The sequence below is a fragment of the Obesumbacterium proteus genome (assembly GCF_001586165.1).
Taxonomy (GTDB): Bacteria; Pseudomonadota; Gammaproteobacteria; order Enterobacterales; family Enterobacteriaceae; genus Hafnia; species Hafnia protea.
Genome location: NZ_CP014608.1, coordinates 1,058,714 through 1,075,845, shown reverse-complemented (window position 1 = coordinate 1,075,845; position 17,132 = coordinate 1,058,714). Strand labels below are relative to the sequence as shown.

General features: G+C 50.1%; 18 protein-coding genes and 1 pseudogene. 7 read left to right on the top strand and 12 right to left on the bottom strand.

Going from position 1 to position 17,132, the window contains the following annotated elements:
• Positions 1-4: 4 nt before the first annotated feature.
• From tusD to fkpA, 3 genes are all read right to left on the bottom strand, one after another.
• Complete coding sequence (gene tusD / locus DSM2777_RS05095; protein WP_046450571.1) at positions 5-394, bottom strand: sulfurtransferase complex subunit TusD; 390 nt, start codon at positions 392-394, stop codon at positions 5-7.
• Positions 394-1,116, bottom strand: coding sequence for a helix-turn-helix transcriptional regulator (locus DSM2777_RS05090; RefSeq protein ID WP_008815470.1), 723 nt, complete (start codon positions 1,114-1,116; stop codon positions 394-396). Before DSM2777_RS05090 ends, tusD begins: the two co-directional genes overlap by 1 nt.
• Positions 1,117-1,323: 207 nt before the next feature.
• A complete protein-coding gene (fkpA, locus tag DSM2777_RS05085; RefSeq protein ID WP_040046973.1) occupies positions 1,324-2,142 on the bottom strand; it encodes an FKBP-type peptidyl-prolyl cis-trans isomerase in 819 nt (272 codons plus the stop codon).
• Between the two features lie 272 nt (positions 2,143-2,414).
• On the opposite strand from fkpA, the gene DSM2777_RS05080 reads away from it, so the two are divergent.
• Positions 2,415-2,648, top strand: a complete 234-nt coding sequence (locus tag DSM2777_RS05080) for a SlyX family protein (protein WP_025799204.1) — start codon at positions 2,415-2,417, stop codon at positions 2,646-2,648.
• 65 nt (positions 2,649-2,713) lie between these two features.
• On the opposite strand, the gene slyD is transcribed toward DSM2777_RS05080, so the two are convergent.
• From slyD to kefG, 4 genes and pseudogenes are all read right to left on the bottom strand, one after another.
• Complete coding sequence (gene slyD, locus DSM2777_RS05075) at positions 2,714-3,364, bottom strand: peptidylprolyl isomerase (RefSeq protein WP_061553340.1); 651 nt, start codon at positions 3,362-3,364, stop codon at positions 2,714-2,716.
• Between the two features lie 107 nt (positions 3,365-3,471).
• On the bottom strand, positions 3,472-3,666 hold the full coding sequence (locus DSM2777_RS05070; protein ID WP_004090904.1) for a YheV family putative zinc ribbon protein: 195 nt from the start codon (positions 3,664-3,666) through the stop codon (positions 3,472-3,474).
• Positions 3,667-3,692: 26 nt separating this feature from the next.
• On the bottom strand, positions 3,693-5,507 hold the full coding sequence (gene kefB, locus DSM2777_RS05065; RefSeq protein WP_061553339.1) for a glutathione-regulated potassium-efflux system protein KefB: 1,815 nt from the start codon (positions 5,505-5,507) through the stop codon (positions 3,693-3,695).
• A pseudogene (kefG, locus tag DSM2777_RS05060) lies at positions 5,504-6,057 on the bottom strand (glutathione-regulated potassium-efflux system ancillary protein KefG). The gene kefB and the pseudogene kefG overlap by 4 nt, the downstream one beginning before the upstream one ends.
• Positions 6,058-6,208: 151 nt before the next feature.
• On the opposite strand from kefG, the gene DSM2777_RS05055 reads away from it, so the two are divergent.
• Complete coding sequence (locus DSM2777_RS05055) at positions 6,209-8,137, top strand: ABC transporter ATP-binding protein (RefSeq protein WP_061553338.1); 1,929 nt, start codon at positions 6,209-6,211, stop codon at positions 8,135-8,137.
• A 269-nt stretch (positions 8,138-8,406) separates the two neighbouring features.
• Entirely contained in the window at positions 8,407-8,559 is a 153-nt protein-coding gene (locus tag DSM2777_RS05050) for a Hok/Gef family protein (protein ID WP_040046978.1), read from the top strand.
• A 63-nt stretch (positions 8,560-8,622) separates the two neighbouring features.
• On the opposite strand, the gene tauD is transcribed toward DSM2777_RS05050, so the two are convergent.
• The 5 genes from tauD to DSM2777_RS05025 all read right to left on the bottom strand — a co-directional run bounded on the left by tauD (position 8,623) and on the right by DSM2777_RS05025 (position 12,945).
• Positions 8,623-9,492, bottom strand: a complete 870-nt coding sequence (tauD, locus tag DSM2777_RS05045) for a taurine dioxygenase (protein WP_061553337.1) — start codon at positions 9,490-9,492, stop codon at positions 8,623-8,625.
• Entirely contained in the window at positions 9,489-10,334 is an 846-nt protein-coding gene (tauC, locus tag DSM2777_RS05040; protein ID WP_061553336.1) for a taurine ABC transporter permease TauC, read from the bottom strand. Before tauC ends, tauD begins: the two co-directional genes overlap by 4 nt.
• Positions 10,331-11,113, bottom strand: coding sequence for a taurine ABC transporter ATP-binding subunit (gene tauB / locus DSM2777_RS05035; RefSeq protein WP_061553335.1), 783 nt, complete (start codon positions 11,111-11,113; stop codon positions 10,331-10,333). The genes tauC and tauB overlap by 4 nt, the downstream gene beginning before the upstream one ends.
• Positions 11,114-11,123: 10 nt before the next feature.
• Complete coding sequence (tauA, locus tag DSM2777_RS05030) at positions 11,124-12,122, bottom strand: taurine ABC transporter substrate-binding protein (RefSeq protein WP_061553334.1); 999 nt, start codon at positions 12,120-12,122, stop codon at positions 11,124-11,126.
• Between the two features lie 217 nt (positions 12,123-12,339).
• Positions 12,340-12,945 (bottom strand): LysE family translocator, encoded by a 606-nt coding sequence (locus DSM2777_RS05025; RefSeq protein ID WP_061553333.1) that lies wholly within the window; start codon positions 12,943-12,945, stop codon positions 12,340-12,342.
• 98 nt (positions 12,946-13,043) lie between these two features.
• Here DSM2777_RS05025 and DSM2777_RS05020 point away from each other — a divergent pair, with 98 nt between their 5' ends.
• From DSM2777_RS05020 to DSM2777_RS05005, 4 genes are all read left to right on the top strand, one after another.
• The gene (locus tag DSM2777_RS05020) at positions 13,044-14,024 is read left to right on the top strand and encodes a hydrolase (protein ID WP_061555332.1); all 981 of its coding nucleotides are present in this window, start codon (positions 13,044-13,046) and stop codon (positions 14,022-14,024) included.
• Positions 14,021-14,257: a YheU family protein gene (locus tag DSM2777_RS05015; protein WP_025799233.1), complete on the top strand. Its 237-nt coding sequence runs from the start codon at positions 14,021-14,023 to the stop codon at positions 14,255-14,257. The genes DSM2777_RS05020 and DSM2777_RS05015 overlap by 4 nt, the downstream gene beginning before the upstream one ends.
• Before the next feature lie 104 nt (positions 14,258-14,361).
• Positions 14,362-16,221, top strand: coding sequence for a DUF4153 domain-containing protein (locus tag DSM2777_RS05010; RefSeq protein WP_061553332.1), 1,860 nt, complete (start codon positions 14,362-14,364; stop codon positions 16,219-16,221).
• Positions 16,222-16,256: 35 nt separating this feature from the next.
• Positions 16,257-17,126: a phosphoribulokinase gene (locus tag DSM2777_RS05005; RefSeq protein WP_025799235.1), complete on the top strand. Its 870-nt coding sequence runs from the start codon at positions 16,257-16,259 to the stop codon at positions 17,124-17,126.
• The last annotated feature ends 6 nt before the right edge of the window (positions 17,127-17,132 follow it).

The window sequence follows — 17,132 nt, the reverse complement described above, 5'->3', positions numbered from 1 at the left end:
CCCCTCAGAATTGCATGATGCGATCGCAGGTCAATGCGGCTTCAGCCAGTGAACCTAGCCCACTCAAGACAAAGCCATCCTGCAAATTGGCGGCAGGTAAGCCAAGTTGTGCAGCCTCATCTTTTGAAACCACACCGCGACGCAGCGCTGCCGCAACGCACACATTCAGCACCACGTTATGTTCCTGCGCTAATTTCTGCCATGCACGAACCAAATCGAACTCATCACTCGCCGGAGATGTCAGCTGATTAGCGTTACTCACGCCCTCTCGGTAGAAGAACACGCTGACCAATTGGTGCTCGCTGGCCACCAGTGCCTGAGCAAACTGGTAGGCGCTACTCGCCGCCTGCGTGCCATAAGCAGGGCCTGTCACAAACAAGGAGTAGCTTAGCATTAGCGATCGCTGCCCTGTAGGTCGCCACTTTTGAACTGGCGAATATACAGATACACCGTGTGCTTAGAGATATTCAGACGGTCGGCAACCTGATTAATGGCGTCTTTGATATCAAAAATGCCCTTTTCATGCAGGTTCAGCACAATTTGGCGATTCTTCGCATTGTTTGATACAGAACGGTCAGCATTTACTTCTTCGATGGTGAACTCTAACGTCTGCGCCACCAAGTCATCCACGGAAGAGGCAAAATTCACTGAAGAAGCAACGTCTTGCGAAGCCTTAGGAATGAAGGTTTCCATGATCTGTGAGAAAGGCACATCCAGATTCATGTTGATACACAGCAGACCAATAACGCGCTGCTCTTTGTTACGAATAGCAATCGTAACCGACTTCATCAACACGCCGCTTTTTGCGCGAGTGAAGTACGCTTTTGACACGCTGCTATCTTCACCGGCCATATCGTGCAGCATGCGCAGGGCTAAATCGGTAATCGGCGAACCGATTTTTCGTCCTGTATGCTCACCGTTAGCAATGCGTACCGCTGAACATTTCAAGTCCTCAAGCGAATGCAAAACGATTTCGCAATGAGAGCCAATGAGCATAGCAAGACCATCAACAACGGCTTCGTATGATTTCAAAATTTCATGATCGGTCTGGCTGAACGGACGCTCATCCAGTAAATCGAGCTCACTGGTGTCACCAGGCATAAGCGTATTGGACATTGAAGACAACCCCCACGGAGGATTTAGCTACGCATCCATCTATGGATGCAGATTCAAGAAAACGTGCTAGTTAGCAAATAAAGTTTAGCAAAGCTGCCCTATTAAAATCCTTGAGGCCAGCGGGGTAAAAGTTTTTTTTACCTTCCAACGATAAAAAACAAAAAAGCCGTGGAATATTCCACGGCTTTTTTTAAACATTCAAGTTAATTACTTGCCTGCTTTCGCTGCGTCAGCTTTTGCTGGAGCTTCTGCTTTCGCATCAGCTTTTGGTGCAGCTTTAACGTCCAACAGTTCTACATCAAATACCAGCGTAGAGTTTGCTGGGATGCCTGGGACGCCAGTTTTGCCATATGCCAATTCTGGTGGGATGACCAGCTTGATTTTGCCGCCTTTTTTGATGTGTTTCAGGCCTTCGGTCCAGCCTGGGATAACGCCATCAAGACGGAAAGACAGTGGCTCACCACGGCTGTATGAGTTATCGAACTCAGTGCCATCGGTCAGAGTACCTTTGTAGTTAACCACTACGGTATCGCTGTCTTTTGGCTCAGCACCGGTACCTTCTTTATCAACTTGATACATCAGGCCAGTTTTGGTGGTTTTAACGTTTTTCTCTTTAGCGAACGCATCACGGAATTTTTTGCCCGCATCTGCGTTAGCTTTAGCATCTTGTTCCATCTTAGCCTGTGCAGATGCTTTTACGCGTGCTTCAAAGCCCTGCAGAGTGCCTTCGATTTCTTGGTCGGTCAGCTTGCTTTTACCTGCGAAAGCATCTTGAACACCGGCGATCAGCTGGTCTTTATCCAACTTGATGCCCAGTTTTTCCTGCTCTTTCAGGGAGTTTTCCATATAACGTCCCAGAGAAGCACCTAATGCGTATGCTGCCTGCTGATCGTCATTCTTGAATTTGCTGTTAGTTGCTGTCGGCGCAGCATCTGCAGCTTTAGCTGCGTCAGCGGCGAACGCTGATGCATTCAGAGCCAGAGCCATTGTGGTTGCCAGCACAGTAACTTTAAAAAAAGATTTCATCCATTTCTCCAAACTTTAAGGCAAATTACCTTAAATAACGATGAGCTAAATGTAGTTGGCTACTATAGCGGTCAGTTGACGCATAAAACAATCACTAAGCGTGCCAGTCTAATAAATTCAGACTACAACATGCCTAAAAAGTTTCACTCGCTGAGCCAATCAACAAGCGTAACGCGCAATTCGCCTGCTTTACGGGTAAAATAACGATTATGAGGTGAAATTTCACCTATGAAATTGTGAACAGAAACTACACCGTTTTCAGAGGAAAGATTATGCAACCATCGGCTTGGGATCGCGAAGAGCTTGAATCCCGATTTGAAATGCTCGAAAGCCGACTGGCTTTTCAGGAAATAACGATTGAGGAGCTTAACCAGACGGTTATCGCCCTTCAGCTAGAGATGAATAAATACCGCGAACAAATGCATTTACTGGTGGATAAGCTTAAAGCGGCACAGCCGTCGATGATGGCTCACCCATCAGAAGAAACACCGCCACCCCACTATTGAGCGATGATTCAACAACAAAAAAGCGGCCAAGGCCGCTTTTTTCATTCTGCTTATCAATCACAGAATTAATGACAGCCGCAACCACCGTTGCCTTTGCCATTACCACCACAGCAACCGCCTTCTTCACCATGGTCGTGACCGTGTTCGTGGCCGTGACCACCACAGCAACCGCCTTCTTCACCATGGTCGTGACCGTGTTCGTGGCCGTGACCACCACAGCAGCCTTCGCCGTGTTCGTGGTGATGATCGTGCTCGCCGTGTACGTGACCATGCTCCAGCTCTTCAGCTGTTGCTTCACGGATTGCGATAACTTCAACGTGGAAGTTCAGGTTCTGGCCAGCCAGCATGTGGTTACCATCAACAACAACGTGGTCGTCGTCAACTTCGGTAATTTCAACTGGAACTGGACCCTGATCGGTTTCAGCTAAGAAACGCATGCCAACCTGCAGTTCGTCAACGCCCATGAACACGTCTTTAGGAACGCGCTGAACCAGATTTTCATCGTAGTTGCCGTAAGCGTCATTAGCGCCAACGTGAACGTCAAAGCTATCGCCTTCAGCGTGACCTTCCAGAGCTGCTTCCAGCCCAGAAATCAGGGAGCCATGTCCGTGCAGATAATCCAACGGTGCACTCACCGGAGATTCATCAACTAAAACACCGTCTTCTGTACGTACCTGATAGGCCAAGCTGACCACCAGGTCTTTTGCTACTTTCATGATATCTCCTAGCGTTGGAAACTAAATTGGCGCAGATTGTAGCGGAATTTTGCGCCACTGTACCCACAAGGATAAAAAATCCCTCGCTGAAACGCCACCCTTGCCGCTTATTCTGGCTTAAAAATACCGATCATTTGGTTGTTATGCTGTACATGCTCGCTGACATCCGCCTCTGGCTGACTTAGCTGATGCCCGCACTTAACACACTCAGCATGCTCAATATTATTCTCTCGCCACACCACCAACGTATCCTGTGCCTTACAGGCGGGACAGGTTGCTCCTGCAATAAATCTCTTTTTCATTTTGTTACCTTATTCGTAGACCTTTTTCACAGGTCTTCTTCGTCCCAGTCATTCATCTGCCGCCGCTCATGCTGCATCTCACGCTGGAAAATGTCCTCCAGCTCGCGTCTGGCCTCTTTGACACGTGAAATTTGCGTCACATCGCCCTGATGATGAGGCATCAGCTCACGCAGCATGCGCATATCCAAACGGCGAAAATGCTGCTGTGCTCGATGCGCCTGATGAGGATGCATCCCCAGCTCCATCAGTGCCTTACGTCCTAGTTCCAGCGCACTAGAAAACGTTTCACGGCTAAATTGATTCACGCCAGCCATCAACAATTCATGTGCCTCAACGCGGCCACGCGCACGCGCCAGAATTTTTAAATGCGGGAAATGTTGTTGGCACAAGTGCACCACGGCGAGAGTGTCTTCTGGCTCATTACAGGTTACAACAATCGCCTCCGCCTTCTCTGCCCCTGCCGCACGTAGCAGTTCCAGCTCGGTGGCATCACCGTAATAAACTTTATATCCATAGCGACGCATCATACTGACGGCGCTCACATCACGTTCCAAAACCGTGATTCGCATTTTATTCGCCATCAACAAGCGACCAATAACCTGACCAAAACGCCCAAAACCGACGATAATCACCTGAGGATCATCATCCTCCACAAACGGCGCTTCCACGTCCTCTTCCTGCGGGTTGTAGCGTTTTTCCAGAATACGATCGACCAACTGCATTAGCAGCGGCGTAGTGACCATTGAAAGCGTCACAATCACCAGCAACAGCGCCATCTGATCGCCCTGCAATAATTTTTGCGTGCTGGCCGCAGAGAACAATACGAAGGCAAATTCGCCCCCTTGGCTCAGCACCGCGGCAAACTGCATGCGTACCGAACGGCGAATTCCGGCAATGCGAGCAAGCAGGTATAACACACCGCCTTTTACCGCCACTAAAATGGCGACGCCAGCCAATACCTCAGGCAGATGGGTGTAGAGAACACCTAAATTGAGCGCCATACCCACGGAGATGAAAAACAGCCCCAGCAGCAAGCCCTTAAACGGTTCAATCGCGATTTCCAACTCATGCTGGAACTCGCTCTCTGCCAGCAGCACACCCGCGATAAACGTCCCCATCGCCATCGAAACGCCTAACGCATCCATGAACATGGCTGAGCCAAGCACCACTAACAATGCGGCAGCGGTGAAAATCTCACGCACGCCGGTCGCGGCGATATAGCGGAAAATGGGGCGCAGTAAGAAACGACCACCAATCAGCATCCCCAGCAAAGCGCCCACTTTGATGGCAATAAACGTCCAATCCGTATCTTTATTGCTAGAGCCGACTAAAACAGGAATTAGCGCCAATGCGGGGATCACGGCCATATCTTGGAACAGCAATACTGAGAATCCGAGCTGACCGCCTTCGTTGCGGTTCATCCCCTTCTCGCGCATCATCTGCAAAGCCATCGCGGTGGAAGACATCGCCAATCCAATTCCGCCAATAACCGCAGCCTGCCATGAAAAATCCGTTAACAGCAATAAGCCACCCAGAATGGCGGCGGTCAGTAAAACCTGCCCGGCTCCTACGCCGAAAATCGAGCGCCGAAGCGACCACAGCTTGCTAGGATTAAGCTCTAAGCCAATGATGAAAAGCAGGAATACAACACCTAGCTCCGAAAAATGCAGGATCTCATCCACGTCGCGGATAAACCCTAACCCCCATGGACCAATTGCAATACCCGCAATCAAAAAACCCAGTACGGTACCAATCCCGATCCGCCGTGCAATCGGCACCGCCACGACGGCTGCAAATAAGAACAGCAGTATCGCTGGTAAGAGTGAGCCCTCTTCGGTCATAAGCTACCGCCTCCAGGCAAAGGTGATTCCAACCACTGCCCGTAGGCTTTGGCATGCGTTTGCAAAAGTCTGGCTTAAGTCGGCGAGCCCAATACACCACCATTGGCGTCATCCAATGCATATGGCACATGGCTGCCGTTAGCTCAAATGGACGCAAAACTTCATCCATGGTGTAACGGTTATAACCCCCCATTTGATAAGCCCCCTCAGGCTCACCGGTTGTGACGACGCTACGCCAATATTTTCCGCGCAGAGCATTTCCGCCAACGCCGCTGGCAAAACCGCGCGACAACACGCGATCCAGCCACTCTTTCAATAAGGCAGGACAGCTATAGGTATAAAGAGGATGTTGAAAAACAATGATTTGATGCTCACGCAGCAGCTTTTGCTCATGATGAATATCAATAAAAAAATCAGGATAGTGCGCGTAGAGATCGTGCACGGTGACATGTTCCAACTGCTGTGCCGGCTGCAGTAAAACTCGGTTTGCAACCGAGTCCTGTGATTCCGGATGGGCATACAGCAGCAATACTTTCGGTGGCTGCGACATCTATTCCCCTCCCCAAAGCGTCGTCATCGGTGAGCATTTCAGCTACCATGCAGCGCTAAGATTAAAATTAATAGTGTGCGTGTTCTGAAAACTTATTATTGTTCACGCAAAAACAACCGTAATTTAACACATTTCTAATAGACGGCGCTTTATGATTGTTTTCTCATCGCTACAAATTCGACGCGGTACCCGCGTTCTGCTAGACAATGCCAGTGCAACGGTTAACCCCGGCCAAAAAGTCGGTCTGGTGGGTAAAAATGGCTGTGGGAAATCAACGCTGCTGTCGCTGTTAAAAGGTGAAATGAGCGCCGATGCCGGCAGTTTCAACTTTCCTGGTAACTGGGCGCTGGCGTGGGTCAACCAAGAAACCCCTGCGCTCGACGTGCCCGCTTTAGAGTATGTACTCGACGGTGACCGTGAATTCCGCCAGCTAGAGTCTGAACTCAACGACGCGAACGAACGCAACGACGGCAACGCTATCGCATTAGTGCATGGCAAGCTGGACGCCATCCAAGCGTGGACAATCCGCTCTCGCGCTTCCAGCCTGCTACACGGTTTAGGCTTTAGCCAAAGCCAGCTCGAAGAGCCGGTAAAATCCTTCTCCGGCGGCTGGCGTATGCGCCTTAACCTTGCTCAAGCGCTGATTTGCCGTTCCGATTTACTGCTTCTCGATGAGCCCACCAACCACCTCGACCTAGATGCGGTGATTTGGCTGGAACGCTGGCTGAAAAGCTATACCGGCACATTGATCCTTATCTCCCATGACCGTGATTTCCTCGATCCGATCGTCGACAAAATCTTGCATATCGAGCAAGAGCAGATGTTCGAGTACACCGGCAATTATTCATCGTTTGAGCTGCAACGCGCTACCAAGCTTTCACAGCAGCAATCCATGCATGAAAGCCAGCAGCAGCGCGTTGCGCATCTGCAAAGCTACATCGATCGTTTCAAAGCCAAAGCCTCTAAAGCGAAACAGGCGCAAAGCCGCGTGAAGATGCTAGAGCGAATGGAGCTCATTGCGCCAGCTCACGTCGATAATCCATTCCACTTCAGCTTCCGCGAACCCGAAAGCCTGCCGAATCCATTGCTGCGGATGGAAAAAGTGAGCGCTGGCTACGGTGACAAAACCATTTTGGATTCCATCAAGCTGAATCTCGTTCCCGGTTCTCGCATTGGCCTGCTTGGCCGCAACGGCGCGGGTAAGTCCACGCTAATCAAGCTGTTGGCCGGTGAATTGGCACCGCAAAAAGGCGAAATCGGTTTAGCCAAAGGCGTGAAGCTGGGCTACTTCGCTCAGCATCAGTTGGAGTATTTACGCGCAGATGAATCGCCGTTGCAGCATCTTACCCGCATAGCCCCACGCGAAACGGAGCAGCAACTGCGTGACTATCTGGGTGGTTTTGGTTTCCGCGGCGATAAAGTCACCGAGCACACCGCGCGTTTCTCCGGCGGAGAAAAAGCGCGTCTGGTATTAGCACTGGTCGTGTGGCAGCGCCCTAATCTGTTACTGCTCGATGAACCGACTAACCATCTCGACTTGGACATGCGCCAAGCGCTGACCGAAGCCCTTATCGACTTCGAAGGCGCGTTGGTAGTGGTTTCCCATGACCGTCACTTACTACGTTCAACGACCGACGATCTGTACTTGGTACACGATGGTCAAGTTGAGCCGTTTGCTGGCGATTTGGAAGATTATCAACAGTGGATGATTGACCTGCAACGTCAACAGGCACAGCAAGTCTCCAATAAAAGCGAAGGCGAAACTAGCGGAAACAGCGCTCAAGCGCGCAAAGATCAAAAGCGCCGTGCGGCCGAATTCCGCACCCAAACTCAGCCGATCCGTAAGCACATCATGAAGATGGAACAGCAAATGGAAAAACTGAGCGCGCAGCTAGCCGTACTCGAAGAAAAATTGGCCGATAGCGAACTGTATGACATCAGCCGCAAAGCGGAACTGACCGAATGCCTACAGCAACAGAATCAAACCAAGGCTGCGCTCGAAGAAGCTGAAATGGAATGGTTAGATGGGCAGGAAAAGCTAGAAGCCATGACCCAAGCCTTTGAGGCTGAAAGCGAATAAACCTCGCAAAGAGGCTGTAATTGATTGCCAGCGATGAAATATTCGCTGGAATCCACTTCGCATAATCTCACAAACCCGCTGTTAAGCCCCCGAAAGCGCATTTACTCTGCGCTTGGGTGCTTAGGACTGTCTGTCTTAAGCATAGAGTGGTATGGCAGATAGGAAAAAGCCCCACCTGATATTAAATCAAGGTGAGGCCAACCCTCATACCCAACAGTGTGAGGTTAGCCTCTTCCCCGTTGCAAAACAAGGAAAAGGAAAACCAAAAAATGCCACAAAAAACTGTTATTTGGTGTCTATTGATCGTCTGTATAACACTTCTGGCGTTCATTGGGATCACACATGGATATCTGTGTGAAATACACATCAAAAACGGTAATAAAGAGGTTGCCGCCGTTTTAGCCTACGCATCTAAACGGTAAGTGGCCTTACGTCGAGGTATTCCACTAGGAATACCTCGTTCGTTGGCTGGAATCTGTTGTGTATCAGTCTCTAAGCACCCTTCGTTCGCTGCGATAAAACGGCTTATCCCCCAGAATAGTCGCTCGATGCATAATCCGGCGCTGAGGCAAATAGTCTGCATTGGCATAGTGCTGCGTCACGCGGTTATCCCAAATCGCGATATCGTCTTGCTGCCAACGCCAGCGAACTTGGAATTCAGGCTTCGTCGTATGCCGGAAAAGGAACTGTAACAGCGCACCACCTTCCTGCTGAGGGATACCCACCAGACGCGTGGTAAATCCTTCGTTTACAAATAGCGCCTGGCGCCCGCTCACAGGATGCGTTCGCACCACCGGATGCAACAGCGGCGGATGCTGACGTTTTGCCTGCTGCCAGCGTTGATGTTCCTCTTCCGAACGCAGATGCTTATATTCAGGGAACGACTTTTCAAAATCATGCTCGGCTTGCAGACCACTCAATAATATCTTGAGCTGAGGTGAAAGCGCCTCGAAGGCGGCAATGCCGCTCGACCACAGCGTATCACCGCCCACCTCTGGCAGACGTTTGGCGGCCAAAATTGCGCCCAGTGGAGGATTCTCGATAAAGGTCACATCAGTATGCCAATTATCGTTGTCCGGAGGATTATCGTTATGCGTGTCGAGCTCAATGATCTCCTCCACGCCCGCCGCATGCGGATAGACAGGATGTATATGCAGATCGCCAAAACGTGATGCTAGCTCGCGCTGCTGTAACGGCGTAATAGCCTGCCCACGCGCAAACAGTACCTGATGCTTTAGCAGCGAATGATAGAGCTGTTCAAACTGTGAATCACTCAGCGGGCGGGTGAGGTCTATATTGCTAACAACTGCGCCAATGGCAGGGCTTAAAGGCTGAATTGCGAGACGTTCATTCATTTTTTCACTCCATGCCACGGGGTTAAGCGGCGCTGCAAGGCTCTCAGGCCCAATTCCAATGCAAAAGCAATCAACGCGATAACGCTAATGCCAGCGATAACAACATCCGTAGCTAAAAATTCACCAGCGGACTGAATCATAAATCCTAAACCGCGCGTAGCGGCAATCAGCTCTGCGGCCACCAGCGTAGACCAGCCCACGCCAAGCCCAATGCGTAAGCCCGTTAAAATCTCCGGCAAGGCATTGGGAAGCACGACATACCACAACACCTGCCAGCGATTTGCCCCTAACGCTTGAGCCGCTCGCACACGCACCTGCTCGACGCTCCGCACACCCGCAGCAGCGGCCAATGTGACAGGCGCAAAAATTGCGAGATAAATCAGCAATATCTTGGATGTTTCACCAATGCCAAACCAGATAACCATCAACGGAAGATAGGCCAGCGGCGGCACCGGACGATAGATTTCAATAATGGGGTCTAAAATACCGCGCACGGTGGGATTGAGCCCCATCGCAATTCCCACGGGAACACCAATAACCACAGCGGCAAGCAGCGCGACCAGAATGCGACCAAGGCTAGCGGCTAAATGTTGCCCCAACGTCGCATCCATAAAACCTTGTGTACTGATGCTCACCAGTTGCTTAAGTACCTGCTGAGGCGCGGGTAAGAACAGCGGACTGATAAGCTGCATCGCGGTTACGCCCCACCACACCAATAAAATGGCCAGCAGCGTGAGTGCGCTGATGACCACGTTTGATGGGAGAGCGCTTTTCTTTTGGTATATGGCTGCTTTGTGCGTGTTATCGGCAGTATTACTCTTCAACGTGGAATGAAGACTCATGACCAAACTCCTTGCGCATGTGGTGTCCGCCGCTCGAAGACGCGACTAAGCACATATTCACGACGTTCAATAAACGCGGGATCGGATTTAATCGCTCGGCATGGCTCACCATCGGCATAGCGCTGGCCAAAATTCAGCGCCAAGCGTTCAACAATGCGTCCCGGCCCCGGCGACAACAGGATCAGTTCAGAGGCTAAAAACACCGCTTCTTCAATGTCATGGGTAATCAGCAAGATCTGTTTACCCGTTTTACGCCACACGCCCAGCAGCAACTCTTGCATTTGTTCACGCGTGAAAGCATCGAGCGCGCCAAAAGGCTCATCCAATAACAACAGCTGAGGGTTCGCCGCCAGTGCTCGGGCGATCCCCACCCGCTGGCGCATTCCGCCCGATAGCTGCCAGATGAAGTGCCGTTCGTAACCTTCCAGCCCAACCAAGCGCAGCATCCGTAGCGCGATAGCGCTTCGTTCATCGCGTGCTACACCTTGTAGCTGCAAACCAAACACCACGTTTGCTAAAACATTTCGCCACGGCAACAGGCCTTCATTTTGAAATACCACGCCGCGTTCCGCGCTTGGCCCTGTAACTTCGCGACCAGACAACGTTATTGAACCCGAATCTGGCTGACTAAAGCCCGCAACCAGATTCAATAACGTGGTTTTCCCACACCCAGACGGCCCGAGCACCACCACCAGTTGCCCACTCGCAATTTGTAATGAGACGTCTTCCAGAACAGGTTTCCCATCATAGGAAGCACTGAGATGATTCACTGACAGCATGGGTAACTCCTTATGACTGAGGCTCAGCCTGCACTTGCTTCACAAACTGGTTATTCACGAAGCTACGATAATCTGCTGCCACCTGAGGAATTTTGCCCTGCTGCTGTAAAAACACGGCGGTATCATGAATGGCTTTATCTACCGGCTGGCCCAACTCATTAACCTGCTCAGCAACGGGCAGATAACGGTTTCCCTTCACCAATCCTGGAACCTGATCTTGCGGAACACCGCTCAGCTTGGAGAGCTTGTCGACATTCTGTCCGTCTTGCAGCCACTGCTCGGGCGCGGCCAAATAGGCCTTCTGCGCCGCTAACGTCGTGCGCGCAAAAGCCGTTACTACATCGGGATGCTGTTGCGCGAAGTCTTTACGTACTACCCATACGTCCAGCGTCGGTGCGCCCCATTTGCCGACCTGTTCTGAGTCGGTTAACACGCTGCCGGTTTTCACCAATTCGTTAACCGCAGGCGCCCAAACATAAGCGCCATCGATATCACCGCGCTGCCACGCCGCAGCAATCGCCGGTGGCTGAAGGTTTAAAATGGTGAGCTGATCGGGTTTGATTCCCCAATGCTTAAGCGCCGCAAGCAGGCTGTAGTGCGTGGTTGAAACGAAAGGAACGGCAATACGCTTACCGATAAGATCCTGCGGAGATTTAATCTCTTTTTTCACCACCAGCGCTTCTGAGTTCCCCAACTGAGAGGCCAGCAGAAAAACTTCAATCGGCAAGCCTTGGCTCACCGCTGCGGCCAACGGGCTAGAGCCAATATTACCAATCTGCACGTCGCCGGAAGCTAAAGCTTTCACTACGCTTGAACCGCTGTCGAACTTACGCCAATCCACCTTCGCGCCTGAGGCTTTGGCAAAGGCGTTATCCGCCTGTGCCACTTTGGCCGGTTCTGCGGAAGTTTGATACGCCACGGTCACATCAAGTGCATATGCGCTCGTTGCGGCTAAAGAGAGGGTGAGAAACGCAGCCACGCTACGTAAAGAAAAAGGTTTGTTCGCCATCATCTGCTCCGCTTATTTTTCTGAGTCAGGAGCACAATGCCCCGCGTTGAACACAGTTTTAGCTGAGCGAAATTTAGTTAAGAAGGAATAAAAAATTATTCTTTATTCCAAATAGAGATAATTGAAGTTTGGCGTCTGAGCGGCTAGGGTCAATGTTATCGACGGCATATCACATTGAAGAAATGAACGCGTCTCCAGCGAGCTGGAGACATCTGAATCAGTGCCAAATGAGCAAGACACAGGCTGCGGTCAGCAATCCCATGGAGATGTTAAACGTAAACCAAGCGCGACGGCTGTTCAGCAAGCGACCAATCACGGTGCCAAAACCTAGCCAAATAATGCCGGAGACTAAATTAACCAAAAACATCGCGACGCTGATCGCAATAATGGAATGATTATATTCAGTACCCGCAAGGCTAAAACTGGCGACGGCACCTAATCCCATCAGCCACGCTTTGGGATTCAAGAATTGAAGCAACCAGCCTTGATACCAATTAACCGGTTTTTTAACTTTTACCGCCGTGGGGTCGAGTTTTTCATAGCTGGAGGTCGCGATTTTCCAAGCGATATACAGCAGATATAAGCTACCCAATATTTTTAGGGCGGTATGCAACGTAGGGTAAACCAGCAGCAGGCTACCAACGCCAAACGCTACTAAAAGCAGCAGCGACTGCATTCCAAGCATAATACCCAGCATCAACGGCACCGAGCGCATAAAGCCAAAGTTCGCCCCCGACGAGGTCAGCAGCATATTATTTGGCCCAGGCGTGATCGCCGCTACCCACAAAAACCCTAGCATTGAAAGAAATAGACCAAGTTCCATTTGTTGGGCACTCCCACCCCTTTATGTTTGTCGTGACCTTGAAGCTATCAGTGTGATATTGATCGCACAAGAACGATGACATGAAAATTAATCACCTTATGAATAATCAATTCTCTCCTATGCGCGGAATAAGTAATCCGCATCTGCAAACTATTTTGCCAAGGTTATTCCGGCGCAAGCCGCTATTACAGCCACACTGGCAGCGCTTAGCCTTACCCGACGGTGACTTTATTGACCTAGCGTGGAGCGAGCCGCCTGAACAGGCGCAGCATAAGCCGCGAGTCGTGCTGTTCCATGGTTTAGAAGGGAGTTTCTACAGCCCCTATGCACATGGTTTGCTGCACGCATGGAAAGAAGCCGGATGGCTGGGTGTGGTTATGCATTTTCGCGGCTGTAGCGGAGAGCCAAATAAAATGAACCGCATCTACCATTCAGGTGAAACCGAAGATGCGCGCTTCTTCCTCAACTGGCTACGCGAAACTTACGGCGAGGCGCCCACTGCCGCGGTGGGTATTTCACTCGGCGGCAATATGCTGGCTTACTATTTAGGCCAAGAAGGCGAAAATGCCACGCTCAATGCCGCCGTTATTGTTTCCGCCCCGCTGATGTTGGAGCCCTGCTCATATCGGCTAGAACAAGGTTTTTCACGGGTTTATCAAAGCTATCTCTTAGGCCAGCTCAAGCAGAACGCCCAGCGTAAGCTCGAACGCTACCCAAACACCTTACCGTTGAACTTAAAAACGCTGAAAGGTTTAAAACGCATTCGCGATTTCGATGATGTGATTACCTCACGTATCCACGGATTTGATAATGCAACGGACTACTACCGTCGCTGTAGCGCCCTACCGCTGTTGCCAAAAATCACCGTTCCGCTGCTCATCATCCATTCTAAAGACGATCCGTTTATGACACCGGAAGTGATCCCACGGCCGGAAGATTTACCGCCTAATATTGAATATCAGCTCACCGAATTTGGTGGACACGTTGGCTTCATCGGTGGCAGTTTTAACAAACCTCAGATGTGGTTAGAACAACGCATCCCTTCTTGGTTAACCCCATTTTTGGAGAACACGCAGTGATTATCCCTTGGGAAAATTTGGCCGCAGATACGCTGGATAGTTTGATCGAATCCTTCGTTCTGCGCGAAGGCACCGACTATGGCGTACATGAAAAGTCATTGACGCAAAAGGTTGAAGACGTGCGTCGGCAGCTAAAAAATGGTGAAGCCGTTTTGGTGTGGTCAGAACTCCATGAAACGGTGAATATCATGCCTAAAGGGCAGTTCCGAGATGCACCAGAAGAGTATGAGTAGCCTTTAAACATCCGGTTAATAAAACCAATATTAAGTAAAGGCATCCAAATATTTTGGCTGGTTTGATGTCAAAAGCGGCGCTTAAACAATCAGGAGAAGCATGGATGTCTCTACTTTCACAAAACGTCACCCAACATAGTTCCGAATCTAAAATATCGCCCTCTGATTTACCGTTCAACACTCGCATATTGATTATTATCGCGTGTCTCATGCAGGGTGCATTACTCTACCTATGCAACGACTTCAGCACTCAAGAGTGGAGGCTAGGCCATAAGACCACGCTGCTGTATGTGTTGGTATTATCACTATCGCTACCTTTGTTGTTCGTCTTGTCGGTTAATACATTACGCAACAAAACGCTCTGGAAAGCACTGCTTGCCTACGCCGTGATTTTTATCGCCATGACAACGTGGGTAAATTGGAACGATGTTGGTCTAAGAGATTATGGAACCGGCATTTTAGCGACATTTTATTTCTCTCTTGCCGCGATTATCTTTGTCACCCTGCCATGGCTGCAGGTGCGAATAGAAAACCCAAACTCACCAGCCAACTACGCTGATTTGCACAACTCTATTTGGAAAAATACCATCACAGTAGTATTAACCCTGCTTATTGCGGGCTTGATGTGGGGGATTTTGTCGCTGGGCGCAGGCCTCTTCAAATTGATTGGTATTGATTTCTTTTACAATCTTTTCTTTAAGCACCAAATATTCACATACTTTGCCAATAGCTTAGTTCTCGCCATCGGCGTTCTAATCTGTCGGACCAACCAAAAGTTAATCATCACGGTACGCAAGCTCCTCTCTCTGGTGGTGAAAGGCTTGCTTCCTCTACTGTCGTTTTTCGCACTGATTTTTATCTTCAGTTTGCCGTTTACAGGGATAAACACCTTAGCCAAGCAGTGGTCGTCAGCCACTACGCTGCTTACTACCATGTCTCTGCTATTAGCTCTGCTGGTTAATGCGGTATACCTCAGCGCCGACAATGCTGAGCAGAAACCCTATCCAAAAATCATTCGCTATATCATCAACGGCTCACTACTTGTTTTGCCCGTCTACGCAATATTAGCCACGTACTATTTAGGTCTTAGGATCGTGCAACATGGCTGGACACCCGATCGGATATGGGCCGCTGTCATTGTTGGCTTGTCGCTTTGTCTGAGCCTCGCCTATGCAACTGCCGTAGTACGCAAAAACACGATCTGGCTTCACTCGCTAGGCAACATCAACAAAAAGATGATGTGCCTGATCGGGGCTATTCTCATTCTTTGCAATTCACCAGTCATCGACCCGTATCGCATTAGCGTAAACAACCAGATGCAGCGTTATGCCGCAGAAAAGGTATCACCGGATAAGCTGGATCTCAGCATGCTACGTTTTGATGCAGGCCGTAGAGGCAACGACGCACTTCAAGCACTACGCCACGATGCCAAATTTATCAGCGATCCCGGCCGAAAATTAAAACTGGAAAAAATACTGATACAAACCAATCGCTGGGGGGGTTATGACAATGATGACAATCAACAAAAACCCGCGATACTTACGGTGGAGAACGCACGTAAAAACATACAGCTCGCCGCAGGCGTCACACCGCCAGATTCAAGTTGGTGGGCGTCGCTATCAGAAAATAACTTTCGGGAAGAGCGCATAGATGAATGTTACCTACAGGCAAATAGCTGTGTTTTAACAACGTTGGATCTGAACGGGGATGGTAAACAAGAACCTATCCTGTGCAGTTTCAGCGATCCTCAAGCGCCATTCTGCCAAGTTTATGCCCAGCGTGAGGGCAAATGGACCGTGATTAACAAAATGGACTTTGACGAGTATTTAGCTAAAAACAAGCACGATAGCGCTAAGCTCAAAAGTCTCATTTTGAATGGCCAATTAAAAACAAAACCAAAAGAGTGGAGCGATATCCAGATTCAGGATACAACCATAGAGATGAATTATTACGGTCTAAGATAAACCGTTAATCCCCAATCACTGGAGCCGTGTTATCTATGTCAGCCAAACACCCGATTATTGCAGTAACCGGCTCCAGTGGTGCCGGTACCACCACCACCAGCGTCGCCTTCCGTAAAATTTTTCAGCAATTCCATCTCAAGGCTGCTGAACTGGAAGGCGACAGTTTTCACCGCTATACGCGGCCAGAAATGGACGCGGCAATTCGTAAAGCTCGCGAACAAGGCCGCCACATCAGCTATTTCGGCCCCGAAGCCAATGACTTCTCTTTTTTAGAACAAAGCTTTCTTGAATACGGCCAGCACGGTCGCGGGCGTTCCCGTAAATATCTGCATACCTACGATGAAGCCGTTCCCTACAATCAGGTTCCGGGTACGTTTACCCCATGGGAAGCGCTGCCAGAACCCACCGATGTGCTCTTTTACGAAGGGCTGCACGGCGGCGTTGTCACCCAACAGCATAACGTGGCGCAGCACGTCGATTTACTGGTAGGTGTGGTGCCAATCGTCAATCTGGAGTGGATCCAAAAATTAGTGCGAGACACCGGCGAGCGCGGCCATTCACGTGAAGCCGTGATGGATTCAGTGGTGCGTTCAATGGAAGATTACATTACTTACATCACGCCGCAGTTCTCGCGCACCCACATAAACTTCCAGCGAGTGCCTACGGTTGATACTTCCAACCCTTTTGCCGCCAAAGCGATTCCCTCTTCCGATGAAAGCTTTGTCGTGATCCATTTTCAGGGCTTAGACAACATTGACTTCCCTTACCTACTGGCGATGCTGCAAGGCTCGTTTATTTCACACATCAACACACTGGTGGTTCCTGGGGGGAAAATGGGGCTGGCGATGGAGTTGATCATGACGCCGCTGGTGCAGCGCCTGATCGAAGGGAAAAAGATCGAATAACCGCGC